Source organism: Sphingobium sp. FW305-3-2-15-F-TSA7 (assembly GCF_058787155.1).
In genome coordinates this window covers 25,783-44,399 of sequence record NZ_JBYSZM010000014.1, presented here as the reverse complement: position 1 = coordinate 44,399, position 18,617 = coordinate 25,783, and the positions used below count along the sequence as shown (strand labels likewise).

The window sequence follows — 18,617 nt, the reverse complement described above, 5'->3', positions numbered from 1 at the left end:
TGGCGATCGGTCATGGCCGCGGCACGCCCGCGCGAGGCATCGGCGCCGGAGGACCTGGGCGTTGCGAATGGACCGAGCGGCCAAAAGCATCGCCCATGCGCAAGCGCGTGGCGGTTTCGTTGGCGACGCCGATCCGGACATCGGGCGATCCGGCGCCGGCGACCGGCGCATCGATACCTGCCCGCGCCTCGGCCTGCGCAGCGCGGGCAGCGTCCTGGAGCTGCAGCGTCGAGCATTCGAGATGGCCGGCACGGTGGCCGGCGATATCGACCGTGACGCACGGCCCCGAAGCCGACGGCCGCCCCCCGATCCGGACGATATCCGCCGCTTCGGGTTCGGCTGGGGGCGGCGCCGTCTGCGCCAGCGCCGTGCCGCCAAGCGCGACCATGGCGATCGCGGCAAGGATCGCGGACCGCCCGCCAACCGATGATGACAAGGTGGCCCGTCCGGCAGGGAGTCGACCGGACGGGCCGGTTCCGGCAGGGGTGGGCCGGAAAATGCGCAATGAGGCGGCGCGCGCGACGTGGCGCCCGCGCGATCCTGCGCCGAGCAAGGACAGCCGGCAAAAGCGAGGCGCCACAGTCGTCGACCTCAGAATTTGGTCATCAGGTCGACGAACAGGCGATCGACCGAGAGCTGCGGCCCGGAAACCGGATCGGAAGACAGCCAGCGCACGCCCAGATAGCTGTTGCGGGCGACCGCATAATTGGCGCCGGCGAACCAGCCTTTGACGTTGGTGCCGCCGAGACCGAAGTCGGAATCGGCGAAACCGTCGATCACCGCGTCCGATTCAAGATGGCGATAGCCGAGATGGACGCTCCAGTCGCCACGATCGGCGGACCAGTCGCCCTGGGCAAGCCCCAGAGCCAGCTTGCCGAAGGTCAGGCGAGTCTGCCAGCCGGTATTGCCGCCGTCATAATGCCCCCCGGTCTTGCCGATCACAGGCGCGAAATTGTTGAGCGCGAGCGGCGCGATCGTGGCGCGGTCGAATCCGAGATTCCGGACATAGTCGCCCTCGAGACGGACACCGATACGGTCGTTCACGTCATATTCGAGCTGGCCGCGGACATTGAGCATCTCGAATTTCGAGGCCAGGCCGAAATACTGGACTTCGGGGCTGGCACCCGGCGCCACGCTGGGATCGGGCGTGATGTTCCTGAGTGCGAGCATCGTGTTGCCGAACTGCTGGAATGACGGGCGGGTGAGATCCGTGTCGCAGACATCCTGGATCCAGCGGCAGGGCGAAGAGAAGCGGCCCTCGACACCGTCGTAACGGAAATAGCCGCCGGCCAGTCGCGCGCGCAGCGTCTTCGAGAGACCGAGTTCGAAGCCGGCCTGTGCCGCGAACAGATATTTGTCGGTCGATCCGAACGCACCGGCGTCGCGCGAACCGAAGCTGAGGCTGGTGTTGAACACCGGGAACGCGCCCGCCGTCGCGAACAGACGGAGCTGATCGGATACCGCGCCCGACCCCGAAATCGCCACGCCGTCGAAGTTCATGTCGTTGTCGAAGAGGAGGTCCGAAGTCCAGAACGGGCTGGAGAACCGGCCCAGATCGATATTGAGGCCGGCGAGCGGCATCAGCCGGATCGAGGCGCGGTCGAGCCAGAGCTGGTATTTGCCGGTGCCGCCCGCGCCCATCGTCTGATTGGTCGAGACCGGCGACTCGTCGGCGCCGGTCGCCACGCGCACATCGGCCGAAATCCAGTCGTCGATCTTCACCTTGACGCCCAGGCGTGCGCGAAGCCGAAAGCGGCGGCGATCCTCGCTCGTGTTCAGATAGGGGGGATTGGCATAGCCCGGCGCGCCCTGGTTCGCCTGGAACCCGTCGCCGTGATTGATCCGGCCCCAGTCGACGAAGTCGGTGTAATTGCCGCCGATCTGCAGGCCCGCATTGTTATAGACCGGGGCGTCATAATATCGGCCTTCCCCGCGCACCCGGACATCGCCGTAAAGCGTGATGCGGCGGGTCCATTCGGGAGTCTCGCCTGGCTTTGCCCAGCCTTCGGCCTGTGCCTGGCCGGCAAGCTCGGTGCGCAGTTCCGCCTTGATCTGATCGCGCACGACCTGCGGGATATAGGGCACGGTCTGCACCCCGTCGGCCGATACGCCGCCCACGGGCAGCGGCACGGCCACGGATACTGGCGCCGGAGACGTGCGTGCCTCGGCGATCATCTGGTCGGCCTCGGCGCGGCTGACCAATCCCTTGCTGACCATGATCTCGAGAAGCTTGTTGGGGTCGACCGCCTGGCCAAAGGCCGGCGAGGTCATGAAGATCATGGTCGCGGCACAGGCCATGAGCATGGGCCTGACGCGATTGCGGACGGATATCTGGGACATTCTGGTCTTTCCCCTGGGCGTTGAAGTGCCGGTGAGCCGGTCGGACATGACGTCAGGCTCCCGAGCGGGCGTTGAGTTCGATCCGCATGACCGGCAGGCCGGCGGGCGGACGCTGAGCGAGTTGCAAGCCGGTCAGCACCTGACGGAGGCGCGCATTGCGGCGTTCGTCGCCGCCATCCAGCACGCGGACATCGGTGATGCGTCCATCCGGACCGACGCTGACGGCAAGCCGCACGGTGTAGCGGCCGCGCGAAAGATCGCGGTCGGACTGCGCGGCGCGGCGGATGCCGGCGAGCGCGACATTGGCATAGGCCGCGAACGCGTCACCGCCGCCGGGCCGCCCGCCGATCCGGGTGCCCGAGCCGTCGCCCGCGGCCAGGCCGTAATTGCTGGGACCGGCACCTTCCCGGGCGGTCAGCGCGTCATTGCCCGGGGTCGGTTCGGCCTGCGGCGTCGGTGGCGGCGGCGTATCCACCGGCTGGTCGATCGGCGGCGCGGGCGTCGGTTCGGGCGGCTTCTCCTGGGGCTTGGGTTCGGGCGGCGGCGGTGGCGGAGGCGGCGGAGGCAGGATCACCTTCGTCGTCCTCAATTCGTTCGGCCGCTCGCTGATCGTCTGCTGCGTGAAAAACGCATAGGTCAGCACCAATGCCAGCCCGATCCCCGCCACCCCGGCCACACGGCCGAAGGTGACGGACGACGGTTTGCGGCGGCGCGGGCCGTCGGGGCGACCCATCATGCCGGGATCGGCGGTCAGGCTTGCTGCCATGATCGTTCCCCCGGCCTAGTTGCCGCCGCCGGGCGGGCGGGTGGAAGCCATGCCGAGGCTGGGAACGCCGACTTTCGAACACAGGTCGAGCACCTGCATGATCTTGTCATACTGCACCGCCCGGTCGCCTCTGAGGATGACCGCGAGTTCGGGGGTGGACGCCACGCTGGAGCGCAGTTCCGCCTCGAGCTCGGCCAGCGACACCGGCACCGCGTCGATCGAGACCGTGCCGTCATTGGTGACCGCGATCACCCGGGATTTGGGCTGATCGAGCGTCTTGGCCGACGAGGCGGATGGAAGATCGACCTTGATGCCCTGAACCGCCGCGGTGGTCAGCAGGATGAAGATGATGAGGAGCACCAGCATCACGTCGATCATCGGCGTGACGTTGATCTCGTTATACGGCTTGTCTTCCTCGCCGATCTGGATCGCCATGGTCGCGTCCCCCTATTCGGCTGCTTGCAGCGTGGGGGCCGGGGCATCCTGCCATGTCTCGGCGATGCGCTTCTCCAGCTCGTCGGCGAAGATCTGGTTCCTGGCGGTGATCTTCTTCGAGCGGGTGAGCAGGCTGTTGTAGCCGAACATCGCCGGGATCGCGACGATGAGGCCGGCGACCGTCGCGAGCAGCGCGGCGGCAATGCCCGGCGCGATCGCGTTGATATTGACCTCACCCGCCGCCGCCACGCTGGCGAAGGTGATCATGACGCCGAGCACGGTACCGGCCAGGCCGATGAACGGGCCGCCCGAAATCGAGTTGGTCAGGAGTCCCATGCGTTCCTGCAGCCTTTGCGCTTCGAGCACCTGGGCGGCGTCGAGCGCGGAGCGGATCGCCGCGATCGACTGGGCACGGATCGCGAAGCGGCTGCCGGTGGCGCGGCCTTCCTTCAACCGATCGCCAAGCTCGCGCCGTCCGATCTGGTAGAGATGGCCGAGCGAGGATTCCGCGGCATCGGGCCCAGGATCGAAGGCCGGCAGCCCGTCATGATCGCCCGAGCGCCGCGCCTGCTGGCGATAGCTGTCGAGAAAAGCGTCATTGGCGGTTTCGATCCGCGAGAAGAGCAGATGCTTGGCGAGCATCGTCCAGAGCGCGAGCGCGAACATCACCGCGAGGATCGCGATCACGATCCAGGCATCGATCGTCAGAGCGCCGAACAATATGCCGATATAACCATGCCCGCTGCCGGTCTCGACCTGCTCGCCGGTGTCGGCCATCGCCAGCCTCGCGCCCTGCCCTTCCGAGGCGGCGGCAAGCTGGAACGCCGCCTGCGGAAGCGCGCTCCCCGCGACGCGGAATTCGTCGACCTCGCCCGCAAAGCCCTGGCCGAGCAATGCCGGCCCCGATGGCGCGCCGAGCGCGCCCGTCACTTCGCCGGCGGGCTGGCCGCCAATGTAGAGCCGGGTCTTCCCGCCGTCATTGACCAGCGCGACATGCACCCAGCTTCCCTGCGCCAGCGGTGCACCGGCGGAGCGGGCATTGCCCTGGCCGATGAACAATTTGCCGCCTTCGCTGACCAGGCTGACCGCGCCGGGCAAGGTGAACAGCGTGCCGTCGGCGCCCGGCTTCACCCAGAAGCTGATCGACAGCGGCCCCGAACCGAAAGCCGATACGGGCAAAGTCACCGGCGCGGCGCCGTCAAGGACCAGGCTGTTGCCGATCAGGCCGCCGGCATTGCGGCCTTCGCCGCCGACGGCGTTGGCGCCGTTGGATGTGGCGTCCCTGGGCGCGCCTGCGGCGTCGAAATGATAGACGAGGCGATAATCGGGACCGAAAGTGGCGGCGACGTCCTGGCCGGCCTGCGCGGCCTTGTTGCCGTAATAGGCATAGATCGCCGATGCCTGTCCGGGCTGGAGCCCCTGGACATCGACCCAGATCAGCGCCTGCTGTTCCTGCGGGCTCCATTTCTCGATGTGGAATTTGAGCGGCGTGCGATCGTCGCCCGCGACGAAACGCAGGTCCGATCCGTCGGCCTTCACATCGGTGAAGTTGAAATTGCCAGCGTGGAGCCGCACCAGCACCGGCGCCCGCGCGATTTCACCCGTAACGCCCGCCGCCGCCAGGTTGAGATTGATCTTGGTGCGATAGGCATAGTCCGCCTCCCACCAGGCGAAGGCGGGTGTGGAGACGGAGACGGCGGTCGCGGCCAGCAGGAGCCCGGCCACGCCCTTCTTGAAGCGTGCAGATACAGTCATGACCTAAAATTCCCCCTGGATGCGAAAACGGGCGAAGATGTCTCCGGACCGAGATTCCGGTCCGGAAATCAGCGGCGTGCCCAGGTCGAGCACGCCGGTGAAATGCTTGAAGAGCTTGACCCGGCCGCCAAGGCCGGCGCTCGCCATGAAATGTTCGCGCTTCTGGCCCGAGAGCGGATCATGGATGCCGGTGAAGCCGGAATCGGCGAAGGCATGCAGGCGCAGTTCGCCGAGCACACCCTTGCCGAGCAGCGCCGAAAGGTCGGGCGTGCGGATCTCGGTCTGATAGGCGAAGCCGTAATCGCCCAGCGCCTCGGATTCATAATAGCCGCGCACGCTCGACATGCCGCCAAGGCTGAAGCCCTCGTTCGAGATGAGCGGATCGGGCGACCATTGCGCCGTCAGGCGCGCATTGACCTGGATGTCCTGCGCGGTGTCCTGCGTGGTCTCGGCATCGAGCTTGAGCACGATGAAGCTCGGACGGGCATTGTAGCGTTTGGCGTCGAATTGCTGCCAGCCATTGCCGAGGCCCCTCAGCCCGAACACGCCCGAAGCGGTGATGCTGGTCTGGCCGCGCTCGCCCGACCAGTCGCCACGCCACGACGCGGTGACGGGGAAATATTCGATCGGTGCCGACGCCCGGTCGGCGCCGAGCAATACGTCTTCCTTGAAGTCCTTCCAGTCGAAACCCAGCGTCAGCGAATGGTAGAAACCCTCACCGCTGCCGAGCGACTGGATGAGCCGGGCGCCGACCATATTGCCCTTGCCGACGACGCTGGTGCCACCGACCACGGCGATGTCGCTATTCGAATGGACGCCATAGAGCAGGAACTGGCTGCCGGTGCCGAGGCGCATCAGATAATTGCCGGAAAAGACGGTGCCATCGCCGGTGCGGCGGGGTGCGGTCTGCGCCGAAAGCGACAGGCTGTCGCCGCGCCCCCACATATCGTCATAGCGGAGGGTCGCCGAAGCACGCAGGTCGGTGGTCGCCGACGAACTGAAATTGTTGAGTTCGGCCGAGGCGTGGAATGGCGACGTCTCCTCCACCTTCAGCACCACATCGAGCGTGGCCGGCGCGGTCCCCGCGCGCAGTTCGGGCGTCACCCGCCGGCTCGGCTTCTGGTTCAGGGCCATGACGTCGCGCTGAAAGGCCGGCAGGTTCGGCGCCTGTCCCGGCGCGACCGACGGCGCCAGCGCGCGTATCGCATCGGGATTGCGCGCACCCTCGACCAGAAGCTGCCCGACCGCCTGCTGCTGGACCTCCAGTTGCAGGATGCCGCCATCGACCGACTGCTCGGGGACGAACACGGAGACGGCGACATAACCGGCGTCCTCGAACGCCTTTTGCAGGGACGCCCGCGCACTTTCGACATCGGCTTCGGTGCGTCCCGGCCCCATATGCGGATAGACCGCGCGCTCCACGACCTCAGGCTTCAGGACGGTGTTCCCCTTCACCTGAAAGGCGCGGATGTCGAAGGTCGCGGGTGCCTGGACCGGGCCGGGCCCGGCGGAACGATCGACCGCGTCCGCCGCGCCGTCGACGGGCGGCGGAACGGCCTGCGCGAAAGCGGACGTCCCCGTCACACCCGACACCAGTCCGAGCATGGCCAGGCTGCGCGAAATGCGCCGGTGATCTCGTTCGAACCTCAAACCCATACCCCCTGCCGTATGCGCCGCCGCAGCACGAAGGCCGGACGGCGAACGATCAATGTCGTCGCGAGTGGGCGCTTGATGATTCGATGCTGCAACGCAGCGCCCAATTGACGCCGGGCTCTTAGGACTCGATCTCAATGATCCTCAAGCACAAATCAGGACAGTGCGTGTTTCGTCCAACTTCGTCATGATACTATGTAAGTTGTGTTACACATGATCGCGATATATGATCATCTTACATGCTGCGTGATTCGGATTGAAATCGACATTCATGTTTGAGAATTCATCAGCATTTCTATCAAACAACAAAAATATCGTCCTGACCATTGGCCAGAACGTCGATTCAACATTACACGCTTCGGGTGTGGAAGCGGATCTATTCGTGCGACAGGCGAAATGCCCGCGTGCGCGTCTGGCTCGGCGTTTCTCCAAAGCGGCGTTGATAGGCCCGGTTCAGCATTCCCGATGCGCCGAAACCCGCGGCCAGCGACAGCTCGCTGATCGAACGGCTCTCCTTCGCGCTTTCGAGGCGCGACCGCACCCATTCGAGGCGGATCTGCTGGACGAGCTGCGTGACGGTGACGCCGAGACAGGTGCGGAAATTGCGGCGCAGGGTGCCGACGGTCACCCCCGCGACGGGCGCGAGCTCATGGACCGACCAGCCACGATGCGGATCGGTTCGGATATGGTCGACGGCGCGCTGAACCGATCGGGCCAGGGGGAAAAGCGTTTCGACATGACCATCGGCGCGCAGCGCGGCGACAAGACTCGCCAGGGTGCGCTTCTCCGTGCGCATCTCGTCGATGGCTATCCGGTCGATACGGCGTCCGACAAGATCTTGGTGCGGCTGGAGCGCGCCGATATTCCCGGCCATATCGGCGGACCAGTCAAAGACATGGTCGATGATCGCGAGGCGTCGCGGCGCGCCCAAGGCGCGCGACGCTTCGGCCTGGATCGACGCGCGCGGCAAATGGAGCAGCATGGCGGAGGAACCCGCCGCCCAGACGCAGGTAATCCTGCTTCCCGACGCAACCAGCAGCGCCGCCCCAACGGCAAGCGTGACGCTTTCGCCTTCACCCACCACAACGGTTTCGCCGGCGACGGGGACGACGACATGCACCATCGTTTCCGTCGACATGATCGAGATCGCGCGCTGCCGCGGAAAAGTGCGATAATCGAAGTCGAGCCGACCGACCCGAAAGCGCTGACGCAGGATCGCAGGCCGCGCACCGGCGCGATCCGACGCGGCCTGCCGCCGCGGACCTGGTGCCCGCGCGGCAGCCGGAGCCGTGGACCCGGCGCTTTCGGAAAGAATCATATTGGCCAACATGCGGTTCATCGTCCTGCTTCTCGACTTGAAGACCGATGTCGCGAGATCGAACGAAACAGTTTTTTCGCGTCAGGCGATTTTTCCGCCGCGCACGGCGCGTCGGGCGCGGCGACGCACGGCTTCGATTGTCATCAAGACGCGACAATCGCGTTCTACGGGACCTACATTTTGATGACGGAGGAGTGACGTCGCCGCAATGGATCAGGAGTCGCCAACACGGCTGATCAGCGGAGTCCTCTCGCTTTCCCTGCATCTTGTCGCGGGTTTTGCGCTGCTGATGGCGTGGAACGAAAGCCGGGCGCTGCGTAACCATTCGAGCGGCAACAGCGGCGGCGTGCTGGTCGTCGAGTTGATTCCGCTCGATCAGGAAGGCGGCGCGGGCACGCCCGAGATCATGCCCGACAACGGCGCTTCCGAACCGATCGCGGCCCCGCATCCTCCGGCCAGGCCCGGCAGCGACCGGCAGGCCGAGCCGAGCAGGCAGGCGGCGAAGCCGGCATCGAACGCAAACCGCCCGGCAGTCGCATTGCAGGATCAGGCCGGCGAAATGGCGGAACTGCCCAGCACCGAGCTTCTCGCCTATCGCCAGCGCCTCGAAACCCATCTCGCGCGCTACCGCATCTATCCGCAGCGCGCACGCGAGGCGGGGCGCGAGGGCGTCGTGATGCTGCATTTCGTCATGACGCATGACGGCATGGTGCTCAATGCCTGGGTCGGCGAGAGTTCGGGCGTCGCCGATATCGATCGGGAAGCCGTCGCCGCGGTCATGCGTGCGCAACCGCTGCCTGCCTTTCCCCAGGGCTGGCCGGGGCAGCTCAACGTCAGCCTGCCCGTCACCTTCCGGCTCGGATGAAGGCGGTTGGACGTCATCCGCACCTATGCCGACGCCGTGGCCGGATATTGGCCCTGCTGGCGTTCGGCCTTTGCGCCATTGGCCCGTGTCCGATCGGCGTATCCGGCGCCGCCCGCGCGCAATCGGCCCCCGCCCCCGACGAGCGGCATTATGCGATACAGGCACAGCCCGTCGCGCGCGCATTGGCGCAGTTCGCGACGGTCAGCGGCGTGAACATCCTTTATCCGCAGAGCCTGGCGGGAGACCATCGCTCGACGCCGGTGAACGGCGTGTTCACCGCGCCGGTCGCCCTGCGTCGGCTGCTGCAGGGTACAGGACTCACCGCGCGTTTCACCAGTCCCAGATCGGCGATCATCTTCGTCGCGGGATCGCAACCTCCGCCGCCGCCGCAAGCCGCCCCGTCGGGCAGCACGGAAAGGCCTTCGCTGCGCCTCGACATGGCCGAAGTCCGCGCACCGCTCATCGTCGGCGGCCCCGACCGCAGGGCGCTCAATCAATATGCGCTTGCCGTCCAGGCCGAGATCATGGCGCTGCTGAAAAAGGACGGCGCCTATGAAGGTCGGACCTTCCGGATCGAGATCGCGATCGCGATCGACCGGCGGGGACGGATAGCGGAGGTGACGCTGCCCCGCCCCAGCGGCGAGCGCGCATGGGACGATCGCATCCACGGGCTCCTAATCGGGCAGGTCATCGGCCACCCGCCCCCGGACGGGCTGAACCAGGTCATGCGCTTCGAAATCGAGACCGATCGCCTTGCCGGCCGATCGGCGACACGCGGCGGCGGAACGCCCCGCCGATGAGTGCGACCCGCGCCGACCTCAGATCCTCGCTCGTCGCCCGCTACACGCAATTGCGCGACCGGCTTGCCGCGCGGCTCGGATCGCAGGATCTCGCCGGCGAGGCACTGCACGAGACATGGCTGAAGCTGAACGAGGTCAATGACCAGGCGCCGGTCGCCGACCCGGAGGCCTATATCTATCGCGCCGCGATCAACATGGCGTCGACCATGGCGGCCACCCGGCGACGCGTGCTGGGCGAGCAAGAGATCGACGATATTCTGGGCGTGGCGGACGATGCCCCCAACCCCGAACAGATCGCGATCGCGAAGAGCGAACTGGCCCTGATATGGCATGTGATGAACGAACTGACGCCGCGCCAGCGTCACGTCTTCATCGAGAGCTTTACCGGGACGATGAGCCATAGCGAGCTGGCCGACCATCACAGGGTGAGCGTGCGGATGATCCAGATCGACCTGCGCAACGCGATCCTGCACTGCGCGCGCCGCACGAGACGAAAAAACCCTTTCGCTCAACGCGCCGCCCGCGTGTCTACACGATAGAAAGGAAGACTCGATTGGGGATGCCGATAGCAATGCACGCCGACGACCGGGACGATATCCGTCCATGACCGCGGCGCGGGCCCGGAACGATGATCTCGATGAGCTCTTCATCGAGGCGGCGGATTGGCTGGTCTGCCTGACTTCGGGGGAAGCCACCGAGGACGATGCCGCACGCCTGGTCCAATGGCGTGCGACCAGCCCGGCGCATGAGGCGGCGTTCCGCGAAGTTGCGGGCGTGCGCGACTATGCGCGCATTGCCCGCACCACCCGCAAACCGCCGGCGGTCAGCCGCCGTGCGGTGCTCGCCGGCGGCGCGGGCATGACGCTGACCCTGGCGGCGCTGGGCATCGCACGCCCGCCGCTCGGCCTGTGGCCTTCCTATGCGGAACTGACGGCGGATCATCGCACCGCGGTCGGCGAGCGCTTTGCCTTTGCGCCGGCCGCCGGCGTCAAGGTGGAGATGAATTCGCGCACCGCCATCTCGCTGATCGACGGCAAAGCGGGGATCAGCCTGATCAGTGGCGAGGCGTTCGTGACCGCGTCGCAACTGGGCCGGCCGTTCCGGATCGAAGCCGGCCGCCTCCGCGCCGCGACGGGCAACGCGCAATTCAACGTCCGGACGCTGACGAACGGCGTGCGCCTCGCCTGCGTCTCGGGCACGATCGCGTGCACGGCGGGTGGAACATCGATGCTGCTGCGCGCCAATGACCAGATCACGCTGGCATCCGATGGCGACGTCCGCCGCACGCGCGTCGATGGCCGCAGCGCGACCGCCTGGCGCGCCGGGCTGCTGGTTTTCGAGGGCGCACCGCTCACCGAAGTGGTCGACCAGATCAACCTCTATCGGTCGGGCCGGATCGTCCTCACCGATGCATCGATCGGCTCGCTGCCGGTCAACGCCGTCTTCCACACCAACCGCATCGACGACGCAGTGTCGCAGATCGAACAGCTTCTCGACCTGCGCGTCCGGCGTCTTGCCGGCGGCGTCGTGCTGATGAGCTGACACCCGCCGATCACGGCATCAAGAGCCTCAGCGCAGGCACCACCTGCAAACCGTTCGCCGCTCCAAGCCGTTCGGGTCGTGGAGGGCCCGCAGATAAAATTACCAACGCTCGTCCGGCACTTCGCGCGTATAATATTTGCTGCAGAATCCAGCGCCCTGATATCGCTCCGCAATGGGGTCGCGGCTGGTGAGGCCTTCGATGGCGGGCGCATAGGGATCGGCGCTGTCCTGGGGTTGCCAGCCAATCAGCGCGCGCGAATCCGCTTGCCACCAGGTCATGCGCCGATTGTTCGACACGCCCCATATCGGAATGCAGCCGACCGCCTCCGTCAGCACGCTGCGCTCGACAAGACGGACAAGATCGGGATGCGACAGCCAGGTCGTGAGCATCCGGTCTTCAGTCGGTTGTGGACGGCTGACGCCGATGCGAACCAGCACGCTTTCGACGGCGTGTTTGTCCCAATAGAGGCGCGCCATCAGCTCACCATAGGTCTTGGACAGCGCATAATAGCCATCGGGCCGCATCGGACTGTCCGCCGTCACCGCCACGCCGCGTTCGTAGAAGCCGGCGACATGGTGCGACGATGCGAAGATCACGCGCGCTCCAACCTGCCGCGCCGCTTCATAGATATGATAAACACCCCGGATATTGGGGCCGATCACGGTTTCGAAAGGCTCCTCCATCGAGACCCCGCCGAAATGGAGGATCGCCCCGCATCCCTCGGCCAGATGGCGGATGGCAGCCTCGTCTTCCAGATCGGCGAGCGTGAATTCCGCCCCATCGGGCACCGCGTCGAGGGGGGACACCCGGTCGGTGAGGCGCAACTGCCAGCCCTTGGCCGACAGGGCCTGGGCAAGCACGGTTCCCAGGGCACCCGATGCGCCGGTCAGCAGCACCGGCTTCGAGGGGATATCGGATAATGTCGTCATCCAGCTTTGTCCTGACTTGTGGCGAAGGCATCGCCAGCGTCACAAAAGGCGATCGCGCTCGGGCTCTCGCACTGCGCGACGACGGTCTCGAATGAGAGCCGGCCATTGTCCGGAGCGCACCCGAACGCGGAGATCCGTCCCTCCCCTTCGGATGCGACAAGCAGATTGCCGTTATCGGGATCGAGCATCATGAATCGCGGGCATGCGCCGTTCGCCGACGTCCACTCCACGGGCAGGATCCGCATTGCCTGCGGATCGAAAGCGAAATGGGCGATGCTGTCATGCCCCCGGTTGGAGACGTAGAGATTGCGTCCATCGGGCGAGATGACGATCGCCGACGCGGTATTGACCGCGAACATGTCGGGCGGCAGCGTCGATGCCAGGCCCAGCGGCCGGATGCCGCCCGACGCCTTATCCCAGCCGCACAGCGCGACCGAGGACTCGATCTCGTTGACGACGAACAGAACGGGAAGCGTCGGGTGGAAAACGAGATGCCGGGGCCCGGCGCCGGGCCGCATCACGGCATGGCCATGATCGCGCAATCGCAGCCGACCGCGCACATCGTCGAATTCGAAGACGAACACGCGATCGAGCCCCTTGGCGGGCACGAGCAGATAGCGCCCCGACGGATCGAATATCACCTGATGGGGCTGTGCGCTGAACTGCTCCGATCGCGGCCCCAATTCGCCCGGCAGTTCGAGGCATTGTGCGACCGCCCCCAGCGCCCCGTCCTCATCGACCGGCAACAGGCTGAGCGATCCGCTGTCATGGTTCGCGACGATCAGGAAACGCCCGCTCGGATCGAGCACATGATGCACGCCGTTCAGGCCGTCGGTCTGCGCATGGTTGATCAGCCTGAGCCTGCCGGCGACGGGGTCGATCGCGAAAGCGGAGGCATGGCGCCCGTCGCCATAGATGCAGAACAGAAGGTTTCGCCGCGCATCGACGGTCAGGAACGACGGATTGTCGAACGCCACCAGCCCGGGGAGCGCGCTCCATGTCGTGGCATCAGTATCATAGGCGTAGATGCCCGTCCCGCGCGCGCCGCGATGTTGCGTGGTGAAACATCCCACAAATGCGGCGCGGCGCGGATTCGATCGGGCCGGTTCGTCCACCTCAGGCCCGGGCTGCCAGATAGTCCTTGAAGCGGCGCTTATTCTCTTCATTGGGAGGATAAAGACCGGGAAGGCTGGCGCCGCCACGGACTTCGTTCAGGATCCACTCCTCGAGCTTTTCCTGCTCGATCGCGAGATCGGCGATCTCCGCCGCGATGGCCTGGGGCACGACCACGGCACCATCGCTGTCGGCCACGATCAGATCGTCGGGGAATATGGCGACGCCGCCGCAACCGATCGGCTCCTGCCAATTGACGAATGTCAGCCCGGCGACCGAAGGCGGCGATGCCACACCGCTGCACCAGACCGGCAGCTCGGTTTCGAGCACGCCGGCGACATCGCGCATCACCCCGTCGGTCACCAGCGCCGTCACGTCACGCAGCTTGATCCGCTCACAGAGAATGTCGCCGAAGATACCGGCATCCTGCACCCCCATCGCGTCGACGACGACGATGCAGCCCGGTGGCATCGCCTCGATCGCGGCGCGGGTCGAAATCGGCGATGCCCAGGATTCGGGCGTGGCGAGATCCTCACGTGCCGGCACGAATCTGAGCGTGAACGCCGCCCCCACCAGCCGGCCCTGGCCAGCCTGCAGCGGCATCGCGCCGCGCAACCAGACGTTCCTCAGGCCCTTCTTGAGAAGAACCGTGGTCAGGGTCGCGGTGGAAATGGCCGAGAGCTTCTCGATCACGGCCGTCATGTCTGTCTTGCTCATAAGCTGTTCCATCTACTGATCGTCAAACCGTGGGGATCAGGCCCCCATCGACGCGGAGCGTGGTGCCGGTGACATAAGCGGCACGTTCGCTGGCCAGAAAGGCGACGCCGTTTCCGAACTCTTCCGGGCGGCCGTAGCGGCCCAGCGGGATCGACGCCTCGCTTTCCGCCGAAACCTCGCCGACGGAGCGGCCTTCCCGATTGGCCTTGGCTTCATCCAGCTGCGTGATCCGGGCCGTGGCGATCCGGCCGGGCACGATGATGTTCGCGGTGACGCCATCGGCACCCACTTCGCGCGCAAGCGTCTTGGACCAGCCGAGCAGCGACATGCGCAAGGTGTTGGACATGCCGAGATTGGGGATGGGCGCGATGACGCCCGACGAGGTGCTGGTGATGATGCGCCCCCATTTGCGCTGGCGCATGCCCGGCAGGACGCGATCGGTGATCGCGATGACCGACAGGATCATCGCCTGGAATTGCCGCGCCCATGTGGCGGGATCCTGATGCGAGACCGGCGTCGGCGGCGGTCCGCCGGTGATGTTGACCAGGATATCGACAGGGCCGAGCCGGCTTTCGATCGCCGCCACATTGCCGTCGATGACCGAGAGATCCGCCAGATCCCATTGCAGGCCGAGGCACGCGCCACCGATAGCCGCGATTTCGGCTTGCGTCGCCGCGGCGGCATCGGCGTTGATATCGGCGACCGCCACTTTGGCGCCTTCCTGCGCCAATATTATCGCGGTGGCGCGCCCCAGGCCGCCCCCGCCGCCAAGCACGAGCGCCGTCTTGCCGCTGAGACCGAGATCCATATCAAATCCTTTCCGGTGTCACGTCGCGTGAGGTCATTGCCAGCCGTCGCTGTCGAAGCGCGCGATGCTCTTCTCGTCGAACCGGTAACCCAGGCCCGGCCCCTCGGGCAGCGCCAGGCCGCCATCGCGGATCTCGAGCTGGTGATCGATCAGCTCGCGGAAATTGAGCACCTTCGCGTCGGGGAAGAATTCGACGAACTGGCCATTGGGCGAGGATGCGACCAGATGGATATGCAGATCGTGGAACCAGTGCGGGCACATGGTGACGCCATGGGCATCCGCCAGCGCCGCGATCTTGCGGAATTCGGAAATGCCGCCGCACACCGCCGCATCGGTCTGCAGGATCGCCGCGGCATTCTTTTCCAGCAATTCCTTGAAGCGCCAGCGGCCGGCCTCGATCTCACCGGTCGCGACCGGAACATGGGTGGACGCGGCAAGCCTTGCATGATTGTCGATCTGGTCGGGGCCGAAAGGCTCCTCGATCCAGTAAGGATCATAGGGTTCGTAGCGTTCGAGGAAGCGCAGCGCGGTGGGCACGTCCGCCCAGGCATTGTTCGCATCGAGCATGAGCAGCACATCGGGTCCGATCGCATCACGCGCGGCGGCGATACGCGCCTCCTCCGACCGGAGATCGCCGCGGCCAACCTTCATCTTGACCGCGTTCAGGCCGAGCGCGACATAGCTCGCCATTTCCTCGCCCAGCATTTCCGGCGATTTTCCGTCGAGATAATAGCCGCCACTGGCATAGGCCGGAACGACGCCCTCGAACGCGGCGCCGAGATAGCGATAAAGGGGCAGATTGGCGGCGCGGGCATTGCAATCCCACAGCGCGATATCGACGATGCTGAGCGCGCGCATCACCGATCCCGCGCGACCGTGCAGCAGCACTTCCTGATACATCTGCTTCCACAACAGCTCGGTTGCCGTCGTGTCCCGGCCGATCAGCATCGGCGCGAGCAGTTCGCGCACCGCGACCGCCACGACGGCGCCGCCCGCATGGCCGGCATAGCAATGGCCGATGCCCTCCACCCCATCTTCCGTCCGGATCCGGACCAGGCAATAGTCGCGGCCATTGACCTGCCGCTGCGCGAATGCGGTCGGCTGGCCCAGCGGCATGCGAACGGCGCGCGCTTCGACGGACGTGATTTTCATGTCGATTTCCCCGGATTGCTGGCGCGAACCGTCGGAGCATCCGATGTGCTGCGACGGGCCGCGATATGGCTGTTCATCGGACGGGCGATTCCGCCCGCCCCCGTTTCGTCAGGCCGCCTCGGCAACGCCGACCGGCTTGTCGCCCTTCGCCCATAGCCGGTACATCAGCCGCGAATATTTCTTGTCGTCATACAAGGTGCCGGTGTGCAGCGTGCAGCGATTGTCCCACACCAGCACGTCGCCGACGCGCCATTTGTGGCGATAGACGAACCTGTCCTGCGTCACGAATTTGACGATGTCCTCCAGCAGCTCCAGCCCTTGCGGATTGGGCATGCCGACGACTTCCTTGACCGTGCCCGTGCTGACCCACAAAGCGCGCCGCTGATTGCGGGGATGGACGCGAACCAGGGGGTGGATCACGTCGGGATTGTCCGCGATCAGCTCCGGCGTGTGCGCCTTGCGGCCAAGCTCGCGCGTTTCCATGAAATGCAGATAGCTGTGATGCAGCGACAGTGAATCGTAGAAACGCCGACGATCGTCCGGCAGCTCGTCATAGGCGGCGCAGAGATCGGCCAGCAGCGTATCGGAGCCTTCGGGCGGAACCTCGACCCCGTAGAGCATCGTGCACATGACCGGATTTTCGCGGAAGGAATAATCGGTGTGCCAGCCGACCCCGTCATTGTGCGCACCGACCGGTTTCCCGTCCACCACCTTGTTCGACAAGAGATAGATCTGCGGATGCTCCGGCATCGTGAATTGCGTGATCGTATGCCCTTCGGGCTCGTTGAAGCGAGAGATGAAGCGGATCAGGTCATCCGGTTCGAGCTGCTGATCGCGCAACAGCACAGCACCCCGCAGGTTGAAAACCTCCACCACCGAATCGAGAGTCTCATCCGAACTCCGGGCGAGATCCACATCAAGGATCTCCGCACCGAAGCCCGGCTTGAGCTCTGTGGTTTTCAATCCTGCAACTATCACCATTCTTCTCCCGACGACTTCAACGACAGTTGACCCGATCTAATCCCCCGACGATTTCGCGTCTTGTCGAGGGGTGTCGGCGGAGTTGACCATTTGTCCTTGGCGACAATTTCAGGCCGGATTGCGCAGAATTTCGGGCGGACTCCCCGCATCCGGAACGGCGGCATTGCCGGCCGAAGGCGCAAAGACCGGCATGCGCATCAGCCAGACGGGCAGTGCCAGGACCAGCATGACGCCGCCCAGAATATAGAATACGGGCGTGAATGTTCCCCAGCGATCGGCGACAAGGCCGGCGACCAGCGGCCCCGCGGCCGAAAGCGTCGTCGCCAGCCAGACACCGGACAGGATGCGCGGTCCCACGGTTCGACCGAAATAGCGGATCAGCAGCACCGGCCCCGCGACATAGGCAAGCCCCCAGCCGGCACCAAAAGCGACCGCGGCGAGCAGTTGCACGGCGGGTGAAGCGGCGAACGCGAAGAATATGTTGCCGATCATTTGCAGCAGCAGCCCGACGGCCGCGATCGCTTCGGGCCTGATCTTCTCGCACGCCCAGCCCGCCGCCGCCTTCACGAAGGTCGCGACCAGCCCCAATATGCCGAAGACGAATGCCGCGCTGGTGGGTGTCGCGCCGAGATCGACGAGGTGGCGGATCACCATGCTCGACAGCGTCAGCACGCATGCCATCGTTCCCGTCATGACTGCCGCAATCAACAGGAACTGACGGGTCATCATGGCCTGGCGCGGCGTCCATGATTGCGCGTCCGGTGCCCCGGCCGCCTGATTTTTGCTGACGTTCGCCGATGCATCGCTCGCCACGTCGCGAACCAGGAAGAGGCAGATCGCGCCGAGCACGCCGGCGACGATCGCCATCGCCGTCCAGTGACCGCGCCAGCCCAGTTCGTGCACGATCCAGTCGACGATCGGCGGACCGAACGCCGCCCCCAGAGCACCGAACATGAAGTAGAAGCCGATGGCGCGCGACGAGTATTTTTCGAACCACCCGGCGATCAGATAGACGCCGGGCACCGTTCCGCTGAACGAAAAACCCGCTCCGATCATGGTCATCGCGATGTAGAAGGTGACCAGCGTATCGCCGTTCGCGCAGAGCCAGAAGCCGGCGGCCAGCAATATGGCGCCGATGCACAGAGTGGCGCGGCTGCCGAACCTTCGGATCGTCAGCGCGGGCAAGGGGCTCATCAACCCGCACGCCAGGCCCAGAAAGACGAAGCTCGAGCCCGCCGCGGTCTGCGACCAGCTCAGCTCGGCAACCATCTTGAAAAGGACGACTCCCAAAGTCTGGAATGTCGCCAGGTTCAAGAAGAAGAACATCATGGAAACACAGAAAAATGCCAGCCAACCAAGCAGAGGCGGTTGCGACTTCACGCCGGAATCAACCTGAGTCTTCATAATATATCCTCTGCGATTTGTGCGTTTCTCAACAATAT

At 65.5% G+C, this 18,617-nt stretch carries 19 protein-coding genes; 5 read left to right on the top strand and 14 right to left on the bottom strand.

The window, feature by feature from the left end; translation table 11 throughout:
* Positions 1-10 precede the first annotated feature (10 nt).
* The 7 genes from AC3WN8_RS13025 to AC3WN8_RS12995 all read right to left on the bottom strand — a co-directional run bounded on the left by AC3WN8_RS13025 (position 11) and on the right by AC3WN8_RS12995 (position 8,090).
* Complete coding sequence (locus tag AC3WN8_RS13025; protein ID WP_492669859.1) at positions 11-436, bottom strand: hypothetical protein; 426 nt, start codon at positions 434-436, stop codon at positions 11-13.
* A gap of 155 nt (positions 437-591) precedes the next feature.
* Positions 592-2,340: a putative porin gene (locus AC3WN8_RS13020; RefSeq protein WP_492669858.1), complete on the bottom strand. Its 1,749-nt coding sequence runs from the start codon at positions 2,338-2,340 to the stop codon at positions 592-594.
* A gap of 52 nt (positions 2,341-2,392) precedes the next feature.
* Complete coding sequence (locus AC3WN8_RS13015) at positions 2,393-3,106, bottom strand: TonB-dependent receptor (protein WP_492669857.1); 714 nt, start codon at positions 3,104-3,106, stop codon at positions 2,393-2,395.
* A gap of 15 nt (positions 3,107-3,121) precedes the next feature.
* The gene (locus tag AC3WN8_RS13010; RefSeq protein WP_492669856.1) at positions 3,122-3,541 is read right to left on the bottom strand and encodes an ExbD/TolR family protein; all 420 of its coding nucleotides are present in this window, start codon (positions 3,539-3,541) and stop codon (positions 3,122-3,124) included.
* 12 nt (positions 3,542-3,553) lie between these two features.
* Complete coding sequence (locus AC3WN8_RS13005; protein WP_492669855.1) at positions 3,554-5,296, bottom strand: DUF2341 domain-containing protein; 1,743 nt, start codon at positions 5,294-5,296, stop codon at positions 3,554-3,556.
* Between the two features lie 3 nt (positions 5,297-5,299).
* A complete protein-coding gene (locus AC3WN8_RS13000) occupies positions 5,300-6,946 on the bottom strand; it encodes a ShlB/FhaC/HecB family hemolysin secretion/activation protein (protein WP_492669854.1) in 1,647 nt (548 codons plus the stop codon).
* A 379-nt stretch (positions 6,947-7,325) separates the two neighbouring features.
* Positions 7,326-8,090, bottom strand: a complete 765-nt coding sequence (locus AC3WN8_RS12995) for a helix-turn-helix domain-containing protein (RefSeq protein ID WP_492669937.1) — start codon at positions 8,088-8,090, stop codon at positions 7,326-7,328.
* On the opposite strand from AC3WN8_RS12995, the gene AC3WN8_RS12990 reads away from it, so the two are divergent.
* The 5 genes from AC3WN8_RS12990 to AC3WN8_RS12970 all read left to right on the top strand — a co-directional run bounded on the left by AC3WN8_RS12990 (position 8,064) and on the right by AC3WN8_RS12970 (position 11,474).
* Positions 8,064-8,465 (top strand): hypothetical protein, encoded by a 402-nt coding sequence (locus AC3WN8_RS12990; RefSeq protein ID WP_492669943.1) that lies wholly within the window; start codon positions 8,064-8,066, stop codon positions 8,463-8,465. The two genes, AC3WN8_RS12995 and AC3WN8_RS12990, sit on opposite strands and share 27 nt — an antisense overlap.
* A 10-nt stretch (positions 8,466-8,475) precedes the next feature.
* A complete protein-coding gene (locus AC3WN8_RS12985) occupies positions 8,476-9,132 on the top strand; it encodes an energy transducer TonB family protein (protein WP_492669853.1) in 657 nt (218 codons plus the stop codon).
* Between the two features lie 47 nt (positions 9,133-9,179).
* Positions 9,180-9,932: an STN domain-containing protein gene (locus AC3WN8_RS12980; RefSeq protein ID WP_492669852.1), complete on the top strand. Its 753-nt coding sequence runs from the start codon at positions 9,180-9,182 to the stop codon at positions 9,930-9,932.
* On the top strand, positions 9,929-10,471 hold the full coding sequence (locus tag AC3WN8_RS12975) for an RNA polymerase sigma factor (protein WP_492669851.1): 543 nt from the start codon (positions 9,929-9,931) through the stop codon (positions 10,469-10,471). The genes AC3WN8_RS12980 and AC3WN8_RS12975 overlap by 4 nt, the downstream gene beginning before the upstream one ends.
* A 64-nt stretch (positions 10,472-10,535) precedes the next feature.
* Positions 10,536-11,474 carry a FecR family protein gene (locus tag AC3WN8_RS12970; RefSeq protein ID WP_492669850.1) on the top strand — a complete coding sequence of 313 codons (939 nt, stop codon included), beginning with the start codon at positions 10,536-10,538 and terminating at the stop codon, positions 11,472-11,474.
* A gap of 99 nt (positions 11,475-11,573) precedes the next feature.
* Here AC3WN8_RS12970 and AC3WN8_RS12965 read toward each other — a convergent pair whose 3' ends face one another.
* The 7 genes from AC3WN8_RS12965 to AC3WN8_RS12935 form a co-directional block, all read right to left on the bottom strand.
* The gene (locus AC3WN8_RS12965; protein WP_492669849.1) at positions 11,574-12,404 is read right to left on the bottom strand and encodes an NAD-dependent epimerase/dehydratase family protein; all 831 of its coding nucleotides are present in this window, start codon (positions 12,402-12,404) and stop codon (positions 11,574-11,576) included.
* On the bottom strand, positions 12,401-13,519 hold the full coding sequence (locus AC3WN8_RS12960; protein ID WP_492669848.1) for a lactonase family protein: 1,119 nt from the start codon (positions 13,517-13,519) through the stop codon (positions 12,401-12,403). The genes AC3WN8_RS12965 and AC3WN8_RS12960 overlap by 4 nt, the downstream gene beginning before the upstream one ends.
* Position 13,520: 1 nt before the next feature.
* Positions 13,521-14,234 (bottom strand): ribonuclease activity regulator RraA, encoded by a 714-nt coding sequence (locus tag AC3WN8_RS12955; RefSeq protein WP_492669847.1) that lies wholly within the window; start codon positions 14,232-14,234, stop codon positions 13,521-13,523.
* Positions 14,235-14,256: 22 nt separating this feature from the next.
* Positions 14,257-15,042 (bottom strand): SDR family oxidoreductase, encoded by a 786-nt coding sequence (locus AC3WN8_RS12950; protein WP_492669846.1) that lies wholly within the window; start codon positions 15,040-15,042, stop codon positions 14,257-14,259.
* A 33-nt stretch (positions 15,043-15,075) separates the two neighbouring features.
* Positions 15,076-16,194, bottom strand: coding sequence for a mandelate racemase/muconate lactonizing enzyme family protein (locus AC3WN8_RS12945; RefSeq protein WP_492669845.1), 1,119 nt, complete (start codon positions 16,192-16,194; stop codon positions 15,076-15,078).
* 108 nt (positions 16,195-16,302) lie between these two features.
* A complete protein-coding gene (locus tag AC3WN8_RS12940) occupies positions 16,303-17,175 on the bottom strand; it encodes a TauD/TfdA dioxygenase family protein (RefSeq protein WP_492669844.1) in 873 nt (290 codons plus the stop codon).
* Positions 17,176-17,283: 108 nt separating this feature from the next.
* Positions 17,284-18,504, bottom strand: coding sequence for an MFS transporter (locus AC3WN8_RS12935; protein ID WP_492669843.1), 1,221 nt, complete (start codon positions 18,502-18,504; stop codon positions 17,284-17,286).
* Between the last annotated feature and the right edge of the window lie 113 nt (positions 18,505-18,617).

Excerpts from the sequence above, each read along its gene's own strand:
- AC3WN8_RS12940 (WP_492669844.1), bottom strand. The coding sequence starts at position 17,175 with ATGGTGATAGTTGCAGGATTGAAAACCACAGAGCTCAAGCCGGGCTTC.
- AC3WN8_RS13010 (WP_492669856.1), bottom strand. The coding sequence starts at position 3,541 with ATGGCGATCCAGATCGGCGAGGAAGACAAGCCGTATAACGAGATCAAC.
- AC3WN8_RS12950 (WP_492669846.1), bottom strand. The coding sequence starts at position 15,042 with ATGGATCTCGGTCTCAGCGGCAAGACGGCGCTCGTGCTTGGCGGCGGG.
- AC3WN8_RS12945 (WP_492669845.1), bottom strand. The coding sequence starts at position 16,194 with ATGAAAATCACGTCCGTCGAAGCGCGCGCCGTTCGCATGCCGCTGGGC.
- AC3WN8_RS13020 (WP_492669858.1), bottom strand. The coding sequence starts at position 2,340 with ATGTCCCAGATATCCGTCCGCAATCGCGTCAGGCCCATGCTCATGGCC.
- AC3WN8_RS13005 (WP_492669855.1), bottom strand. The coding sequence starts at position 5,296 with ATGACTGTATCTGCACGCTTCAAGAAGGGCGTGGCCGGGCTCCTGCTG.
- AC3WN8_RS12965 (WP_492669849.1), bottom strand. The coding sequence starts at position 12,404 with ATGACGACATTATCCGATATCCCCTCGAAGCCGGTGCTGCTGACCGGC.
- AC3WN8_RS12975 (WP_492669851.1), top strand. The coding sequence starts at position 9,929 with ATGAGTGCGACCCGCGCCGACCTCAGATCCTCGCTCGTCGCCCGCTAC.
- AC3WN8_RS12935 (WP_492669843.1), bottom strand. The coding sequence starts at position 18,504 with ATGATGTTCTTCTTCTTGAACCTGGCGACATTCCAGACTTTGGGAGTC.
- AC3WN8_RS13015 (WP_492669857.1), bottom strand. The coding sequence starts at position 3,106 with ATGGCAGCAAGCCTGACCGCCGATCCCGGCATGATGGGTCGCCCCGAC.
- AC3WN8_RS12970 (WP_492669850.1), top strand. The coding sequence starts at position 10,536 with ATGACCGCGGCGCGGGCCCGGAACGATGATCTCGATGAGCTCTTCATC.
- AC3WN8_RS12955 (WP_492669847.1), bottom strand. The coding sequence starts at position 14,234 with ATGAGCAAGACAGACATGACGGCCGTGATCGAGAAGCTCTCGGCCATT.
- AC3WN8_RS12990 (WP_492669943.1), top strand. The coding sequence starts at position 8,064 with ATGCACCATCGTTTCCGTCGACATGATCGAGATCGCGCGCTGCCGCGG.
- AC3WN8_RS12985 (WP_492669853.1), top strand. The coding sequence starts at position 8,476 with ATGGATCAGGAGTCGCCAACACGGCTGATCAGCGGAGTCCTCTCGCTT.